General features: G+C 60.9%; 15 protein-coding genes and 3 pseudogenes. 11 read left to right on the forward strand and 7 right to left on the reverse strand.

Annotated elements, in window-relative coordinates:
* Nucleotides 1–175 precede the first annotated feature (175 nt).
* The 6 genes from IM739_RS21945 (at nt 176) to rpiB (ending at nt 6,086) form a co-directional block, all read left to right on the forward strand.
* Nucleotides 176–1,390 carry an MFS transporter gene (locus IM739_RS21945; protein ID WP_237371350.1) on the forward strand — a complete coding sequence of 405 codons (1,215 nt, stop codon included), beginning with the start codon at nt 176–178 and terminating at the stop codon, nt 1,388–1,390.
* 625 nt (nt 1,391–2,015) lie between these two features.
* The gene (locus IM739_RS21950; protein WP_237371351.1) at nt 2,016–2,768 is read left to right on the forward strand and encodes a FadR/GntR family transcriptional regulator; all 753 of its coding nucleotides are present in this window, start codon (nt 2,016–2,018) and stop codon (nt 2,766–2,768) included.
* A gap of 35 nt (nt 2,769–2,803) precedes the next feature.
* On the forward strand, nt 2,804–3,796 hold the full coding sequence (locus IM739_RS21955) for a TRAP transporter substrate-binding protein (RefSeq protein WP_237371352.1): 993 nt from the start codon (nt 2,804–2,806) through the stop codon (nt 3,794–3,796).
* Between the two features lie 71 nt (nt 3,797–3,867).
* Nucleotides 3,868–4,335, forward strand: a complete 468-nt coding sequence (locus tag IM739_RS21960; protein ID WP_237371353.1) for a TRAP transporter small permease — start codon at nt 3,868–3,870, stop codon at nt 4,333–4,335.
* Nucleotides 4,336–4,345: 10 nt separating this feature from the next.
* Nucleotides 4,346–5,623 carry a TRAP transporter large permease gene (locus IM739_RS21965; RefSeq protein ID WP_237371354.1) on the forward strand — a complete coding sequence of 426 codons (1,278 nt, stop codon included), beginning with the start codon at nt 4,346–4,348 and terminating at the stop codon, nt 5,621–5,623.
* A gap of 16 nt (nt 5,624–5,639) precedes the next feature.
* Nucleotides 5,640–6,086: a ribose 5-phosphate isomerase B gene (rpiB, locus tag IM739_RS21970; RefSeq protein ID WP_237371355.1), complete on the forward strand. Its 447-nt coding sequence runs from the start codon at nt 5,640–5,642 to the stop codon at nt 6,084–6,086.
* 418 nt (nt 6,087–6,504) lie between these two features.
* Here the strand turns inward: rpiB and IM739_RS21975 are convergent.
* The 5 genes and pseudogenes from IM739_RS21975 to IM739_RS21995 form a co-directional block, all read right to left on the reverse strand.
* A pseudogene (locus tag IM739_RS21975) lies at nt 6,505–6,678 on the reverse strand (IS5/IS1182 family transposase); the annotation flags it as partial.
* An 83-nt stretch (nt 6,679–6,761) separates the two neighbouring features.
* On the reverse strand, nt 6,762–7,829 hold the full coding sequence (locus tag IM739_RS21980; protein WP_237371356.1) for a 4-oxalomesaconate tautomerase: 1,068 nt from the start codon (nt 7,827–7,829) through the stop codon (nt 6,762–6,764).
* Complete coding sequence (locus IM739_RS21985) at nt 7,822–8,493, reverse strand: 4-carboxy-4-hydroxy-2-oxoadipate aldolase/oxaloacetate decarboxylase (RefSeq protein ID WP_237371357.1); 672 nt, start codon at nt 8,491–8,493, stop codon at nt 7,822–7,824. The genes IM739_RS21980 and IM739_RS21985 overlap by 8 nt, the downstream gene beginning before the upstream one ends.
* Nucleotides 8,494–8,495: 2 nt before the next feature.
* On the reverse strand, nt 8,496–9,464 hold the full coding sequence (locus IM739_RS21990) for a VOC family protein (protein WP_237371358.1): 969 nt from the start codon (nt 9,462–9,464) through the stop codon (nt 8,496–8,498).
* A gap of 45 nt (nt 9,465–9,509) precedes the next feature.
* Nucleotides 9,510–10,256 (reverse strand): PIG-L deacetylase family protein, encoded by a 747-nt coding sequence (locus IM739_RS21995; protein ID WP_237371359.1) that lies wholly within the window; start codon nt 10,254–10,256, stop codon nt 9,510–9,512.
* A 154-nt stretch (nt 10,257–10,410) separates the two neighbouring features.
* Here IM739_RS21995 and IM739_RS22000 point away from each other — a divergent pair, with 154 nt between their 5' ends.
* The 5 genes from IM739_RS22000 to IM739_RS22020 all read left to right on the forward strand — a co-directional run bounded on the left by IM739_RS22000 (nt 10,411) and on the right by IM739_RS22020 (nt 15,373).
* Nucleotides 10,411–11,298, forward strand: a complete 888-nt coding sequence (locus tag IM739_RS22000; RefSeq protein ID WP_237371360.1) for a DUF1932 domain-containing protein — start codon at nt 10,411–10,413, stop codon at nt 11,296–11,298.
* The gene (locus tag IM739_RS22005) at nt 11,289–12,491 is read left to right on the forward strand and encodes a LysR family transcriptional regulator (protein ID WP_237371361.1); all 1,203 of its coding nucleotides are present in this window, start codon (nt 11,289–11,291) and stop codon (nt 12,489–12,491) included. The genes IM739_RS22000 and IM739_RS22005 overlap by 10 nt, the downstream gene beginning before the upstream one ends.
* Nucleotides 12,492–12,581: 90 nt before the next feature.
* Nucleotides 12,582–13,562, forward strand: coding sequence for a TRAP transporter substrate-binding protein (locus tag IM739_RS22010; protein ID WP_237371362.1), 981 nt, complete (start codon nt 12,582–12,584; stop codon nt 13,560–13,562).
* 6 nt (nt 13,563–13,568) lie between these two features.
* Nucleotides 13,569–14,072, forward strand: a complete 504-nt coding sequence (locus tag IM739_RS22015) for a TRAP transporter small permease (protein ID WP_237371363.1) — start codon at nt 13,569–13,571, stop codon at nt 14,070–14,072.
* Nucleotides 14,069–15,373: a TRAP transporter large permease gene (locus IM739_RS22020; protein WP_237371364.1), complete on the forward strand. Its 1,305-nt coding sequence runs from the start codon at nt 14,069–14,071 to the stop codon at nt 15,371–15,373. The genes IM739_RS22015 and IM739_RS22020 overlap by 4 nt, the downstream gene beginning before the upstream one ends.
* A gap of 329 nt (nt 15,374–15,702) precedes the next feature.
* On the opposite strand, the pseudogene iolE reads toward IM739_RS22020, so the two are convergent.
* Nucleotides 15,703–16,615, reverse strand: a pseudogene (iolE, locus tag IM739_RS22025) (myo-inosose-2 dehydratase).
* Nucleotides 16,616–16,669: 54 nt separating this feature from the next.
* Nucleotides 16,670–17,043, reverse strand: a pseudogene (locus IM739_RS22030) (tautomerase family protein).
* Between the last annotated feature and the right edge of the window lie 92 nt (nt 17,044–17,135).

Raw genomic sequence — 17,135 nt, forward strand, 5'->3', positions numbered from 1 at the left:
TCGCCCGACAAGGGCACTTGCGTCGGTCGGTCTGTGAATTTTCTTCTCAAATCGTGAGAACGCGGCCCGGCTACTGCCGCCGGCTCGTCCGTGAGATCTATGTCTTCAAGCAACACGCTGATTTTGGGCTTCGCCAAACGGCGAAATCTACTCCGTTCTCGAAAGGATCGCTCCCATGTCCATCGCCTCTGAAACCCAACCCTTCGTATCGGCTCCCGCCGATACTGCCGCCCACTCCCGGAAACTGACGCTGCTGGCGCTGGCGCTTGGCAGCTTTGCGATCGGCACGTCCGAATTTGCCAGCATGGGCATCATCCAGCTCTTCTCCGATAGCCTCGGCATCAGCGTCCCCGACGCCACCCATGCCATCGAGGCTTATGCTCTCGGCGTCGTCCTCGGCGCACCCCTGGTGACGCTGGCTGCCGCCCGACTCAACCGCCGTACGCTTCTTCTCGGTCTCATGGCTCTCTTCGTCGCCGGCAACGTGCTGTCGGCGCTTGCGTCCAATCTCGGACTCCTGATGCTCGCCCGCTTCATCAGCGGCCTGCCGCAAGGCGCCTATTTCGGCGCCGGCGCCGTGGTCGCCTCCTACATCGTCGGTCCCGGTCAGGCGGGCAAGGCCTTCGCTATCGTCATGACCGGACTGACGGTCGCCACCATCATCGGCTCGCCGCTTGCCACTTTCCTTGGCCAGACCGTCGGCTGGCGCGAAACCTATCTCGCGGTCGCCGCCTTTTCGCTGCTGTCCTTCGGTGCGATCTGGCAGTGGGTTCCGCGCACCAGAGCGCTTGACGGCACCCCGGTCATCCAGGAACTCTCGTCGCTGCGCAAGACTTCTGTCTGGGGTGTGATGCTCGTTGCCGCCCTCGGTGTCGCCAGCATCTTTGCCGTCTACACCTTCATCGGCCCCATGGTCGCCGACACTGTCCGCCTCGCTCCGGAAATGACCCCGGTTGCACTCACCCTGTTTGGTATCGGCATGACAGCAGGCAATATCTATGGTGGCAAGCTCGCTGACCGCTATCCGGCTCGCGGCATCGTCATCGGCTTCGGCAGCGCCCTGGTTATCATGGCCACCCTCGCCGTCGGCGGCTCCAATCCGATCGTCTTCTTCTCCGCCATGTTCGGTGTCGGCGCCGCGATGATGGCTGCAATCCCGACCATCCAGGTTCGCCTCACAAACTTTGCCCCCGAAGCCCCAAGCCTGATGGGCGCAATGAACCTCGCCTCACTCAATGTCGCCAATGCCATCGGCGCCGCAGCCGGTGGTGCCACCATCGCCGCAGGCTACGGTCTGCTCTCCGCTGTCTGGGCCGGTTTTGCGCTGACCTTGATCGGCCTCGTGATCTTCGGCCTCACCCTTCTAAGCAAGGAAAAGGCCATAGCATGAACGACCTGCTCAATTCTTGATCTTTTGGCGCCCTACTTCATCGGTGGGGCGCTGATGACTGTTTCAGACTTCGGCAATGGTGTCCGTCGCTAAGCTCTCGGAGGGGTTCGAACCGTCAATCCACCATGACATCTGGCAGCTAAACGCGCCAAATCAAGGATTTCATGCATTTGGAATGTCGAGAAGTGCACCGACGGCCGACCGTATGCATTTAAGGCGAGCGGCATGGAATGCGGACATTAAATTCTTTGCGGGCGGCCTCTGGGCTGGACATCGTAGGTATCGCCGGTGTTGAACCGAGCGCCGCATTGCGAGCAGGATGTCAGGTTCACTTGTGCTGAAGATTTGCGGCTACTTCGCCGTGATGAACAAGAGCTCCATCATGCACAAGCGTCATTGTATTCCTGCGAAATCTCTTCGTCCCCCTCGCTCCAAAAACTCAGCCGTCGCCGTGCGTCTCTATCGACTTTGAGCGATGGCACATTGGACGGCGGTCACCGGGGCTGCGGTATCAGCCAACCATGGTGCGGAAATGTACTTGCCCAAATTAACCTAACTTCACCCACGCCGGAGTTGACACCACTACAAAGTGGTGATTAACTGGTCATACCAGTGGAGCCCAGCTGTGAACACAGTCGTCGCGCAAGAATCGTCGGATGTCACAGGGACGGAAAAAGTACTGACCTTTTTCCGTGAGCAGCTTCTGTCCGGCACGCTGAAGGAGGGGGATCGTCTTCTGGGCGAGCGGGAGTTGTCCTTAGCGCTCGGCGTTTCCCGCCCCGTTCTGAGGGAGGCTCTGAGGTCGCTTGCCAATCTCGGCTTCCTAGACATCCGCCACGGCAAGGGCGCCTTCGTGCGCAGGGCCGACATGGCCGTGCTTGGCGATTTCTTGACCTTTTGCCTGGCCCAGCAGCCTGACATGATGGACGACATCATGCAGGCCCGTATCGCCATCGAATGCCAGGCAATCCGGCTGGCCTGCAGCCGCGCTACAGATGGCGACCTTTCCCGCATCGGCGGACTGCTCGCGCAATTGATGGAGACAATAGACAGCGCCGAGGATGGCGGCGCGGCCGATTTCGCCTTCCACCTGGCGCTGGTCGAAGCGAGCCGCAGCCCGGCGCTGATCACCATCTATCAATCCATCGCGACCCTTTTGAAACGTAGCCACGTCAAGCGGCGCGTGGAAACGCGTGATACCGGCGGCATCCGCGACTATCTCCTGGAGGCCCATCGCGAGATCTATCTCTGCCTTCTTTCGCGCAATCCGGACGATGCCGAGAACAAGCTCAGACAACATTTTGCCATCGGCGACGAGCTTCGACGCAAGAGCTACATCGCCGCGTTCACGAAGAAGGACCTGCCGAAAGAGGAGTGACGCAGGCCCGTCTTTAATTCAGGGAGGAGAATGAAATGCTGAACATTATGAAACTGGGCACCGCCGCAGCGGTTGCCCTAACGATATCATTTTGCGCCAACACGGCGATCTCAGCGGAATTGCGCTACGCGCATGTCGGCGCCGAAGGAGACATCCAGACCATCTACGCGGCCCAGGCCGCAGATGGCATCAAGGCCGCGACCAATGGCGAGGTGACCGTCACGGTCTATCCCGCCAGCCAGCTCGGCGGCGTCGCCGAAATGGTCGACGGCGTGCGCATGGGCTCGATCTCGATGGGTCACCACGACTTCGCGTCCCTTGCCCGCCTCGTTCCGGAAGTGGCCGTGTTCAACGCCCCTTTCATCTACCGTGACGGTGCCCATGCGCTGGCCGCCACCGATCCGGACAGCTCGCCCGCCCTCAAGGCCGTCAACGAGAAGCTGATCGCCCAGGGCGTGCGCATCATCGGCCGCATCTATCGCGGCGACCGGCACATATCGTCGAACTTCCCGGTCAAGACGCCGGCCGATCTCTCGGGCAAGCCGTTCCGCGCCGTGCCGCTTGAACTCTGGGTCTCCATGGTCAAGGGCTTCGGCGCCATCCCGACGCCGGTCGAAGTGGCAGAGCTTCCGACCGCGCTGATGACCGGCGTGGTGGTCGGACAGGAAAATCCGCTGACGATGATCGCGTCCAACAACCTCAACGAGGTGCAGACGCATCTGTCCATGACCGGCCATATGCGCGCCGTGCTCGCCGTCTTCGTCAACGAGGAGGTCTGGCAGCGGCTCACCGAAGAGCAGCGGGCGGCGATCACCAAGGTACTGGACGAAGAGGCCGACAAGTCCCTGAAGATGGCGAGCGAATCCGAGGCCAGGCTGGTGGGCGACCTCAAGGGCCGGGGTATGACCGTCATCACGGAAGCCGACGGACTTGACGTTGCAGCTTTCCGCGAGAAGGTGAGCGCCCAGATCAAGCAGGACTTCCCGAATTTCGAGCCGTTGATGGCACAGATCGACGCCGTCAAATAATCAAGGTGCCGGCGGGGGCGAACCACAGGTCGCCCCCGCACCCAATCCGAACATCAAATGGAGTTTGCAAGATGCGTCTGCCCGAACGCGTCCTGACCGCGGTCGTTGCCGTACTGGTTGCAGGACTTGTGCTGGTGCCAACGGCCCAGGTCGTCATGCGCAACGCCTTCACCCTGCCCTTTATCGGCGCGGAAGAGCTGACGCGGTTTCTTCTGATCTGCCTGGTTTTCTGCGCCTATCCGCTGGTCGTGCAGAATGGCGAGAATATCGTGATGGGGGAGATCAAGGCCGCCCTGCCCGCCCGCCTGCGCGCGGTGGTCAATGTCAGCATTTCCGTGAGTGCCATCGCGATCACAGGATTTCTGGCCTGGGTGACCGCCACGAACATATCGAAGAACCTCTCGAATGCGACGCCGACCCTCGGCATCCCGTTCTGGATCTTCCTTGGGGCCACCCTCTTCGGTTTCGCCGGCGCCGTACTGGTTCATCTGATCCATCTGCGCAAGCCGCCGCAGGCTGACAAGAACGTCGCGGTCTGAGGAGCGTCCCATGGGCTTTCTGGTCGTCGTCGCCTTTCTCGGCCTGTTCATTCTCGGTTTTCCTGTCGTCTACGCCATCCTTCTGCCGTCGATCGCCTATGTGCTGATCGAAGGCCTGCCTCTGGGCCTCTTGGCGCAGCGCATTACCTACGCGCTGGATTCGTTTCCGCTCGTCGCCGTCCCTCTCTTCATCTTCGTCGGCAACCTCATGAACCTGTCGGGCATCACCGACCGCATCTTCCTGTTCGCCTATACGCTGGTCGGTCGCATTCCCGGCGGCCTGGCACAGGTGAATGTCTTCGGCAGCCTTGTGTTTTCCGGCATGTCGGGTGCCGCGCTCGCCGATATCGGCGGTCTCGGACGCATCGAGATCGACGCCATGAAGAAGCGGGGCTTCAATCCGGCCTTTGCCGGCGCCGTCACCGCGGCATCCGCCACACTCGGACCGATCTTTCCGCCCTCGATCCCGCTCATCGTCTACGGCTCGGTCACCAGCGTCTCCATCGTCCAGTTGCTGATCGCCGGCATCATGCCCGCCATCGTCTGCACGGTGCTGCTGATGCTGACGGTCCTGATCGTTGCCATCAGGCACAACCATCCCCGGGCGGAGCGCTGGCCAACGGGAGGTGAAATCATCCGCACGCTGCTGCCTGCCATGCCCGCCATCGTCGCACCGCTGCTGATGGTCGGCGGCATGACGGCCGGCGCCTTCACGCCGACCGAGGCGGCCGCCATGACCGCCGTCTATGTCATCTTCATCAGCGCCGTCTTCTATCGCGAACTGACATTCGCGCATCTCTGGCACTCGGCCGTGCTGACGGCGCGTAGTTCCAGCGCCATCCTTATCATCGTCGCCTCGGCCGCGCTGTTCGGCTGGATCCTTGCCGTCGAACAGGTGCCGCAGACCTTTGCCGCCGCCCTGCTCGGGCTGTCGAAGGACCCGCTGATGTTGCTGGTCATCGCCAATCTGATCTTCTTCGTCGCCGGCATGTTCCTGGATTCCACCACCGCGACGCTGCTTCTCGTGCCCATCATCGCTCCGCCGCTTGTCCTGGCGGGTGTAGATCCCGTCCAACTCGGCATCGTCACGATCTTCAACCTGATGCTGGGTCTTCTGACACCGCCCATGGGGCTGTCGCTGTTTCTCGTTTCCGACATTGCGAAAGTGTCTGTCCGACAGTTGCTGAAAGCGCTTCTGCCATTTTACGTCCCGCTGCTTTCCACGCTTGTAATTCTGACATTTGCGAAGGATTTCACGCTGTGGCTGCCTCGCATGATTGCCCAATAACCTGGAGAACTCCCATATGCGCATCGTCATCGGTTCCGATCACGCCGGATTCCCACTCAAGTCCACCATTGTCGAGTACATCAAATCGCTGGGTCATGAGGTCACAGATGTCGGTTCCTACGATCCAAATCCCGTCGATTTTCCCGATATCGCGAAGAGCGTGACCGCTTCGATCATCACCGGCAAAGCGGAACGCGGCCTGCTCGTCTGCGGCACTGGCGTCGGAGCCTCGATTGCAGCCAACAAGGTGAAGGGCATCCGGGCGGCGGTATGCCATGACGTGCACTCAGCGCACCAGTCGGTGGAACACGACGACGTCAACGTCATGTGTATCGGCGCCCAGATCGTCGGTGCCTGGCTCGCCACCGACCTCGTCGACGCCTATCTCAAGGCCGAATTCTCCACCGATGAGGATTTCCGCCGACGTGTCCGCAAGCTTGCCGAGATGGACGAGGGACGCTGATGTAGACCGACGGCATTCACGGCGGAGACTGCGGCGAAATATTCGCCAAAGTCTTCGCCTTAGAACTGAACAAGTCGGATTGAAAAAAATCCAGTAAGTGATAGCGGGGGCACTATGGTCTTGAACGGAAACGAACCATCAACCCATGCTTCATATAGCTATGTGATTGAAAATCCTATCGTTGAAACGCTGGCATGTTTCAAGGGCTGGAGCACCATATCGGCGATTGATGCGGCTCCCACCTTGAAGGTGATGTGGTAATCCGGATTGGCAATCCATAATCGAATACCCTGCAGTGCCAATGATCTGCCGTCTTAGCTTTGGGGCGGCTCCAGCTTTTCGCTTATCTGCTTCCTGTAGGTCACCAGAACGGCCGCACTGCAAGGTCGAACGTAACCCAGGCAGTCTTCGGCAGATGGCCACCGCGCGTCGTCCGCTTCTGTGCCTGCCTGGGCGATAGCGCCTCTGGTGTCATCCAAAGGGTCAGACTTCCGCGCCCACGAAGGCCTACCTCGCATTTCGGTAAATTCGTCACATCGAACCTCATCTTGCGGATACGATGGCGGCGGGAGGCATTGTGCTTGAAGGGTATCGCGGTGGAGGCAAGTATCGGGTTGGCCCGACATCTACGACCCCGCCACTAACGATCCACGCACCAACGCCGATACGACCAAGTCACACGGCCGATCTGGCAAACACCAGTCCGTCCAGCAGCTTGCGTGCCGTCCGCACAGAACCGGCGGCCTGCTGCGTGCCAGCGGCGTCGATATCCAGAAACACCTCCATGGAGCCCGTCGGATGCTCGATCTGATAGCGACCATCGGACGGCTGCAGCGCAGGCGAATAGGCCGGACTTCCCGGGAGACGCGTGGCTGTCGCCACGGAAATGGCCGCAAAAACGCCAATGCTCGTGTGAACCCGATGGGGAATGAAGCTTCTGGTCGAGATCACCCCACCGCTCGTCGGCGCCGAGACGAAGACCATCTTGGGAACGGAGGCAGCCTTGACATCGCGAAGGTTCATCATTGGGCCAGCCTGCAGCCGAATGGCCTCGACGCGCTCCTTCAGCCGATGGTTTTTCTCCAGTTCCTCCGGAGCCTCCGCCCCCGACAGATTAAAGTCCGAAGCGCGCATGATCACACACGGCATTCCATTATCGATGAGGGTCACTTCGACGCCCTCGATGACATCGACCTCCTGCCCCGTCGGCAGCAGGCTGCCGCACATGGAGCCGGCCGTGTTCTGGAACAGCAGCGGGATCGCCGCGTGGCGCCCTGGCACGCCGGCAATCTCGGTCATTCCGTCATAGGATACGCGACCGTTCGGGGTTTGGACCCGTGCAAGCGCGATCTCGCCGGTATTCACCATGTGAATGCGCACCTCCGTCTCCTCGGAAGTGGCGGAAACGAGGCCGCGCTCGATGGCCGCCGGACCGACGCCGGCGAGAATGTTGCCGCATCCCTGCGCATCGCTGACGAGAGCCTGATCGACGAAGACCTGGAGGAACAGATAGTCGACATCGGCATCGTCCCTGGTCGAGACCGAGAGAATGGCGACCTTCGATGTCAGCGGATCGCCGCCGCCGATACCGTCGATCTGCCGGGGGTCGGGTGATCCCATGATGCGCAGCAGGAGATCATTGCGCTCCGCGGGATCGGCAGGCAGGTCTTGGCCCAGAAAATAGGCCCCCTTGGATGTGCCGCCGCGCATCCAGAGACAGGGGATGCCCTGCCCGTCAGACATATTTCAGCCCCTTGGCAGCCAAGGTTCCGCGCATGTCGTAAATATCGAGGCCGAGTTCTCCCGCAGCCAGACGCTGCCGCTTGGCCTCCTCGTTGGCAAGCCGCTTTTCGGCAGCGGCTAGAACGGTCTCCGCTTCCGCCCGCTTGACCACGCAAACGCCGTCATCATCCGCGACGATCACGTCGCCAGCCTCGATATGGCATCCGGCACAGACAATGGGCACGTTCACCGAGCCCAGCGTTTCCTTCACTGTCCCCTGGGCCGAGACGGCCTTGGACCAAACCGGAAACCCCATGGCGGTGAGATCGCGGATGTCGCGCACGCCGGCATCGATCACCAGTCCCCGGCATCCGCGCGCCTTGGCCGAGGTCGCCAGGAGATCACCGAAGTAGCCGTTGTCGCAGGGGCTGGTCGGTGCGAGCACCAGGATATCGCCATCCTTCAGCTGTTCGATCGCCACGTGAAGCATCCAGTTGTCGCCAGGAGGGGAGGAAATGGTGACGGCGGAACCGGCAATTTGCGCACCCGGATAAATGGGCCGCATGTAGCTCGCCAGCATCCCCTTGCGCCCTTGCGCCTCGTGCACGGTCGCAACGCCGGCGCCAGCGAGCCTGTCGATGACCTCTTGCGAAACACGCTCGATGTTCTGGACGACGACAGCCATGTTCAATGCTCCTTCTTCACCGGCGGTGTGCCGTGGGTATGAAATGTCTCGATCGTCTTGAGCCCCCAGGCTTGGCCCTTCTTGCGATCCGTCTCGGTCCAGACGATGGGCTGCCAATCGGGCGCGAGGATCAGGCGCGCTCCGGCATTGGCGAGCTCGACGCGATTGCCTGCCGGCTCCCAGACATAGAGAAAGAAGGTGCCCTGAACCGCGTGCTTGTGGGGTCCGGTCTCGATGTGCACGCCGTTCTGCAGGAAAATGTCCGCCGCCCGGAGAATGTCCTCACGCTGATCGGTCGCATAGGTCACATGGTGCAGGCGGCCGACGCCGCCGCCATGTTCCTCGGTGCAGGCCAGGTCATAGGTCTTGTTGTTGATCGTGAACCAACATCCACCGAGCCGCCCGTTGTCGAGCTGGATGATTTCGGTGACGCGCGCACCAAGGCACGTTTCCATGAACCGGCGAAACTCCCTGACATCCGAACTCAGCAGGTTGAGGTGATCGAGCCTGCGGGGAGCCGCACCGGTGAAGGACGAAGCCGTGTTCTTCAATGCCGCCTTTTCGGCGGCATCCTGAGCTTCGTACCACCTCGTTTCCCAATAGATCTCGAAGACATGACCGAATGGATCCTCGAAGCGGAAGGCCCGGCCGTGGCTCTGGTCACCCTCGACCCAGCCGATGACCTTGAAACCCGATGCTTCGATGATCTTAACGCGCCGTTCGAGCGCTTCCGGGCTGGAGGTCCGATAGGCAACGTGACCAAGCCCCGTCCGATCGGAACGGGTGAGTTTTAGCGAGCAGTGTTCGTAATCGTCCCAGGCCCGCAGATAGGCAGAGGTCTCGTCCGTCCCAGACAATTTCAGGCCATAGACACGCGTGAAGAAATCGAGGCTCTCCTCGAACTTGTCGGTATACATTTCGACATGCGCCAGGTGCGCAATGTCGAAGGATGGGTTTGTCGGCATGGTCATGGATCATCTCCTCCCTAGGATATTCAGGAACCGCCCCTCGGCATCCTAGAGTTCGTCGACGGTCCGCGGGAATACCGACTGGAAGCCTTCCGCGTATTTTGCCGCCCGTCCACCGGACTGTCCGCCAGAATTGCGCATGAAGTGGTTGGCCCTGTTTTCGGCCACGCGGGTGTAGAATTCCCAGAGATGCTCCTGCCCCTCCATGCACTCGATGGCGGCACGCTTCTTGTCCCAGACCGAGGTGATGTCGAGGAAGACATCGGGCTTCCAGCCCATCTGCTCGGTCTGATGCGGTTCGAAGAGGTAGAGCTGTGGCGCCCCGAGAACCTTCTGGCCGGGGTTGTGACCCCAGGCCTGGGCGATCATCCGCGTCTCCAGCGCAACCTGCGTCGCATACATATGGTCAGTGTTGTAGGGGTCATACTGCGAGTGGCTGAGCATGAAGGACGGCTGAACGTCACGAATGACGTCGACCAGACGATACTTGTCTTCGTCGGTCAACCTGAGCGGATAATCTCCGAGGTCGAAGCTGATGAGATCATGAACACCAAGCGCTTTGGCCGCCTTTTCGGACTCTGCCCGGCGCGTCGCCTTGACCTTGTCGAGTGTCATGCCCGGTTGCTTCCACAGCTTCGCCGACTCGCCCCTCTCGCCGAACGACAGGCAAACGACCGTCACCTGGTAACCCATGGCCGCATGGAGCGCGATCGCACCGCCGCATCGCCACACGAAATCCGCCGCATGCGCGCTGATCACCAGTGCAGTCTTGGCCACGTTACTCTCCTTGGACATGTTGCAGACTCCAGATTTTTCCCGGTCACAGGGATGCGCGCTCAGGCCCGTCGAGATCAAATCGAAAGGCAGCACCAATCCATAAGCTAGGGCTATAACGGATGGAATTCGGCCGCGGGATTTGCGAAGTTGCACTGCCAGCCAGGAGGATAAAATGACGGAGCACTCGACGGCATTTCCAGACATCGCCATGATTGGATTTGGCGAGGCCGCGCATGCCATTGCGGGGAGCTGGCACCACAGGGGTTGGTCCGCCCTGCGCACCTATGATCGCGGACTGGAAAACCCCGAGACTCGTCACCTCATCCACGTTCGGTGCGAAGAAGCCGGGGTCGAGCCAAACGATCACCCCAAATCGGCTCTCGCGGGTGCAGGCCTCGTGATTTCGCTGGTGACGGCGGACGAAGCGCTTGCAGCAGCAATCGCATGCGCACCCCATCTCGGACCCGGCAGCCTGTGGCTGGACGGAAACTCCTGCGCGCCTGAAACGAAGGTCAAGGCAGCATCATTGATAGAGGCGGCGGGAGCGTATTATGTCGATATGGCGGTCATGGCGCCGGTCTATCCCCGGCGGCATGAGGTACCGCTCCTGCTCGCCGGCAAGATGGCTGAACCTGCCCGAAATCTACTTCTGGAACTGGGCATGCGGCCCGAGATTGTAGGCACGCGCGTCGGCGATGCATCCACCATCAAGATGCTGCGTTCCGTGATGATCAAGGGGCTGGAAGCCCTGACAGGCGAATGCCTCCTCGCCGCGCGCCGCGCTGGTGTGGAAGACGCAGTGCTGGCCTCCCTGAAGGCATCCGACCCCGGGATCGACTGGTCGGCCAGGGCCTCCTACAATCTGGAGCGGATGCTGGTACACGGCGAACGTCGCGCAGCCGAGATGGAAGAGGTCTGCAAGACGCTGACTAGCCTGGGGCTTCCCGACTGGATGAGCCGGAGCACCATCGAATGGCAGCGTAAACTCGCGGATCTCGAACTCGAGGCCGGAGTGAACAGCTTGACGGTCCGGGCGGACAGGATCCTCGAATGCCTCTGATCTCGCGCAATCTCCGACACTTGCGGCTGTTTGCGGCCGTCGCGGATCTGAAGTCTCTCACAGCCACGTCGCTTGCTCTCAACATCTCCCAGCCGGCGGTCACCCAGGCGATCGGAAAACTGGAACGTGAGACTGGCGGTCCGCTGTTTACCCGCACACCACACGGCTTCTTCCTCACCGACAGAGGTACTCTCGTGCACCATCGGGTCGAAGCGGCCTTCGCGCTTCTCGACCCAGTCCTTGCCGATATCTCTCCTCGACTGAAAGTGACGCTGAGCTATGCCCAGCTACTCTCCCTCATTGCGGTCGGGGAGTGTGAAAACTTCACGCTGGCCGCCAACAAGCTCGGACTGGCGCAACCGACCGTCCATCGTGCGGTAACACAAGTCGAGCTGGAAGCCGGGCGACGCCTGTTCGAGCGCACGTCATTCGGCATCATTCCCTCACGCGCATGCCAGGCAGCCATTCAGGCCGCCCGTCTGTCAATGTACGAGCTCGATCAGGCCGATGTCGAGCTGGCCGAATTTGATGGGGGAGAGGCCGGCAGGATCGTGATCGGCGCCATGCCGCTTGCCCGCTCGACGCTCCTGCCACGTGCCTTGAGCCGCTTCCGCCAGGCGCGCCCCACCTATCCGGTTTCCATCCTTGACGGTCCTTATGACGAGTTGCTGGGTGGCCTTCGCCGGGGTGCGATCGATTTTCTGATCGGCGCATTGCGCGAGCCCCTGCCGATCGGCGACGTCGTCCAGCAAACCCTGTTTCACGATCGACTCGCCCTGATCGCAGGCCCGGGACATCCGCTGGTCGGAATGGAGACACCGAGCTTCGATGATCTCTTGAGTTTTCCATGGGTGGTGCCGCGCAGCGGCACGCCGGCCAGGGAGCAGTTCCGATCCCTCTTCACGGAGAATGGTCGAGATCCGCCGGAGCGAATTATCGAGTCGGGCTCCCTGCTCCTGATGCGCGAGCTCCTCGCCGACCGCCAGCATCTGGGCTGCATTTCCCGCCACCAGTCTGAACGCGAAGCCGAACATGGCTTGCTGGTCCCGCTGCGGTTTCCGACTGAACATCTCGTCCGGCCGATCGGGATCACCACCCGGCAGACATGGTCGCCGACCAAACCACAGAAGCTGATGTTGGACCTGCTGTCAGAAGTGTCTGCTCAGACCACGCAGCATAGCCAAACCTTATAGCGCTCCCTCGGCTTTGAATTGGTGTCCCCGCCCCTGAAGCGGCAAGAGTTGTGCCGGCACCATCAATCTTGTCTCATTTGGGAGGAAGACATGCGCAAGATGACTGCAATAGCGGGGGCTTTTCTGGGCCTCGGGCTCGGACTGACGGCAGCGAAGGCCGAAACCCTCAAGTTCGCCAACTTCATGGCTCCGACGCATCCTTATGTCGCCTCGACCTTCGAGCCTTTTGCAAAGGCCGTGGAAGAGGCCACCAAGGGCGAAGTGAAGGTCCAGCTCTACAATGGTGGAGAATTGGGCGCCGGACCCGCCGAGCAATATGCCCGCGCCGTTGACGGCGTTGCGGATCTCTCGATCAGCCTTCCGGGTTACACCGCTTCCAACTTCCCGTTGACGCTTGTTGCCGAACTGCCAGGCGTACTGGCAGAAGCGGATGGTACGGAGACGCTCTGGAACCACCTCGATCTGCTGAAATCCGAATACAAGCGGACGCCGCTCGTTGCCTTGTGGTCCAGCGCCGAGAACATTCTCTACAGCGCCAAGAAGCCGATCCGGACGATCGACGACGTCAAGGGCATGAAGATCCGCGTTCCCTCGCGCAACTCCGGTCTTCTTGTCGAGGCCTGGGGCGGAACGCCCGTGTCGATGCCGGTGAGCGAGGTCTACAACGCGCTGCAGACCGGCGTCATCGACGCGGCCATGATCGATGGCACGGCGACCAAGGCCTTCAAGCTAGGCGAGGTGGCCAGCTACGTGACGCTCGGTATGAAGACGACCAATTCACCCTTCTTCATCGTCATGAACCGCGACTCCTGGCAGGGTCTCAGCGATGAGCAGAAGGCTGCTGTTGAAGCAGCCGGCAAGCAAGCATCGCTGAATGGGCAGCAAAGCCAGCTCAAGGTGGCGGCATCGGGCATCGAGGCAATCGCTGCCATGCCGGGCAAGGAAGTGATCCGGCTTACCCCCGAGCAGGCGGCGCCCTTCGACGCCATCGCTGCCGAGGTAACCGCGAAAATCGTTGCGGAAGCCGGTGACGAGGCCAAGGCGCTTGTCGACGCGCTTGCGGCGAAGTGACGAACCATGGTTGCGGTTGAACAATCACCCCTGGCGCGGTTCATGGACCGCGCCACCCGCGCACTTTCAGTGCTTGCCGGGATCAGCCTCCTGTTCATGATGGCGGTCATCACCTTCGGCGTGATGACCCGGTATCTCCTGAACATGCCGATCACGGGTATCGATGAGATCGTCCAGATGACGGGCGTCGGCCTCGTCATGCTTGCCTTGCCCTATGCCACGCTGAGCGACGCGCATGTGCGTGTCGACATCTTCGACGAATGGCTGGGACGCGCCGGGCGCAATCTGGGCGACGTGCTGTCTCGCCTGCTGTCAGGATTTGTTCTGCTGATCCTGGTGTCCCGCGCCTGGGACAAGCTCCTGGATGCGCGTGAGTTCGAAGACACCACCAACATGCTCGGCATGCCGCTCTGGCCATTCTACGGCATGCTGGCCGCCGGTGTTGCCCTGTGTGTCCTCGTCTTTGCGGTCGAAATCCTGCTTATCGTGACAGGAAAGGCTGAAAAATGAGCCCCATGACAATCGGCCTGATCGGCATAGCCAGCCTGTTCATCCTGATGCTGCTGCGCATGCCCGTCGCCTTCGCGATGATGTGCGTTGGATTTTTTGGGATGTGGGCCCTGGAGGGTTTGAGATCTGCGGGCGGCGTGGTCGTGACGGAGAGCTTTTCCGCAGTGGCCTCCTACTCCTTGATTGTGGCACCCATGTTCGTCCTGCTCGGCAACGTCTCGTCGGCAGCAGGCTTCAGCGCCGGTCTCTACGATGCGGCCTATGCCTGGGTCGGACGGTTCCGCGGCGGGCTGGCCTCTGCTTCGGTCATCGCCTGTGCCGCCTTTGCGGCTGTCTGTGGTTCGTCGGTTGCAACAGCCGTCACGCTCGGCAAGGTCGCACTTCCTGAAATGCGACGGCTCGGCTACGCGCCCGGTCTGTCGACGGGTGCCATTGCCGCGGGCGGAACGCTCGGCTTTCTGATCCCGCCATCGACGGGTTTTGTTCTCTACGCAATCCTGACTGAGCAATCCATCGGTCGTCTCTTCATGGCGGGCGTGGTCCCTGGCCTGTTGCTGACCGGTCTGTTCGTCATCGTCGTCTGGATCGTCGCCACGCTCAATCCGGAGGCTGGACCTCGGGGCGAACCGATGACGATCCGGGAGAAGCTCAGCACCGTGAAGCGCTCCGCTCCACTGCTTGGCGTTATGGTCCTCTCGATCGGAGGCATCTATGTTGGCGTCTTCACGCCGGTCGAAGCCTCGGGCATCGGTGCCGCTCTCGTGATCCTGCTCGCCTTCGCAACGCGCTCCATCTCTCTTGCAGGGTTCTGGAGAGCGGTTCAGGACACGTTGCGCACATCAGCCATGCTGTACACGATCGTCATCGGCGCCAATGTGCTCAATCCCTTCTTCGCCGTCACCCGCATTCCGGCAGTGCTCGGAGAGGGGCTGCAGGGTCTGGGTCTCGGAGCCTACGGCTCGCTGGCCGTGATCATCTTTGCCTACATCATCCTGGGCATGTTCATGGACGGCCTCGCCATGCTGGTCGTCACCATTCCGATCGTCTACCCGATCATGATGTCGTTCGGATTTGACCCGATCTGGTTCGGCGTGGTGGCGGTCATCGTGATCGAGATGGGCATGATTACACCGCCGGTCGGGATGAACGTCTTCGTCGTCCGCGGCGTCGCAGGGGATGTCCCGCTCGCGACGATCTTCAAGGGCGTCATGCCGTTTCTGCTGGCGATGATCGTCGCGCTGCTGCTCATCATCATCTTCCCGCAGATTGCCCTTGTGCTGCCGAACTCGATGTTTGGATGACGAAAAGCCGGGACAAAGGATTGTGGACGAGATCAAGCCCTTGATTTGCTTGACATGCCATTGTGGCAAAACGACAGTTTATGTCCACAAGAAGGGACTGCTTAAGCCGTGATCGACGCTAAGGCACCCATAGTCTATTTTAGACTCAGTGACGCAGCCGCCCGGAATCGGCCGAGCGGGTTGCAAGCATGGGAACTTAGGGCGGAGGCGACTTGTCATCGGTTGTTGCAGCGAGCGGCAATAGTCCCGACTATATGCCATTGCTTCGAAGCCCTTTTCGTCATGAGGAAGCACTTGTGTCTCGGGTGGCCAGCATCCGGGGTTTCGAACTAGCCTCGGAACTTTGCCTGGATGAATTCGAAGGCTGTCGCCGTGTATTCCTTCGGCGCAGCGATCGCGGGATCCTGTTCCGCCTCGACGACGAGCCACCCGGCATAGCCGCTGTCCTTCACAAACCGGACGATCGGAGCGAAGTCGATCATCCCATCTCCTGGAACCGTGAACATTCCGCTCCGTACACTGTCGTTGAAGCTCAGGTCCTTCGACTGAACCTCCGCACGGACCACCTTGCGCACGTCCTTCAGATGGATGTGAGCGATACGGTCGCCGAACCGCTCGATCAGCCTCGCATAGTCGAAGCCGGCAGCGGCCGCGTGCCCGGTGTCAACAAGAACCCCTGCCTCCGGCCCGGCTGCTCCAATCATGTCGGAGATCTCGTCGAAGGTTTCCGCAACCATCATTAGGTGATGGTGGTATGCCAGTTTGAGGCCGTATTTGTCGAAGAGGCGCTTGCCGAACTCTGTCAGTCGAGAGGCGTAGCCAGCTCTATCAGTTGTCGGCATCAGAAGGCGGCGCGACATCGGCTCGTCCAAAGGCGAACCGGGAGCCATCATAGCGACCTCGCCATAAACGAGCACGCTACAGCCCATGGCTTTGAGAAGCTCAGCGTGCGCCGCAACTGAAGTCATTTCCTCGTTCACCGATTTTTCTGCCAGCTGGCCGGAATGCCAACCAGAAGCAAGCGCGAGGCCGTTCTCTTCGAGCATTGGTTTCAGGACCGCCGGATCGCCGGGGGAACTTCCTGCCCAACTCGACGCCTGCGTAACCGTTGGCCGCAGCATCGCGCAGGCACGTCTCGAGGGAAATGTCGGCGCCGAGATCCTCGAGGACGTCGTTCGCCCACGACAGCGGACTTACGGCCAAACGTGCATTCGAACGCGGAAGGATTGATTGCTGGCTCATTGAATTCGCTTTCGTTCTGCTGACCCGCTGATGCATTCCGGTAGACTGCGCGACCTAGAGTTCCCCGGTCAGGAACTGGGCATGGCCCCGACCAAAGGACCAGTCCTCGTCGGTGTTCTGTATGAACGACACCATCACATCCGTTGGAGCGGTACTGCATCGTTACTGCAAGGCTGCACAGAGGGTCTCATAGAAGGACGTCTTCTCCTCGGTCGCCTCGGACGCGAGGCGACTTCGAGCATCACGAAGCGTTCTGTCCGTGGAATATCGAGCCCCGTATCGAGCGCGCGCAAATGGCTTGGCTCGTGCTCGTTCAGTTCCTGGTAGCGGTCACGCTCCGGTACGTTGAATGACTGGACCATCGCGTCATGGGCGGCGTCGAGCAGAGTGTCGATCTGCTCAGGGCTGCGCCCGCGGTACCCCTGCACGAAGTGGTCGGTGTCGCGGCGCCACGTGTCGTTGGACGGGAAGAGGATGTTATCGCAAAGGCGGAAAACAGAAGGCAGGTTGCCTACAGGGC

This window comes from Rhizobium sp. SL42, assembly GCF_021729845.1.
GTDB lineage: Bacteria > Pseudomonadota > Alphaproteobacteria > Rhizobiales > Rhizobiaceae > Allorhizobium.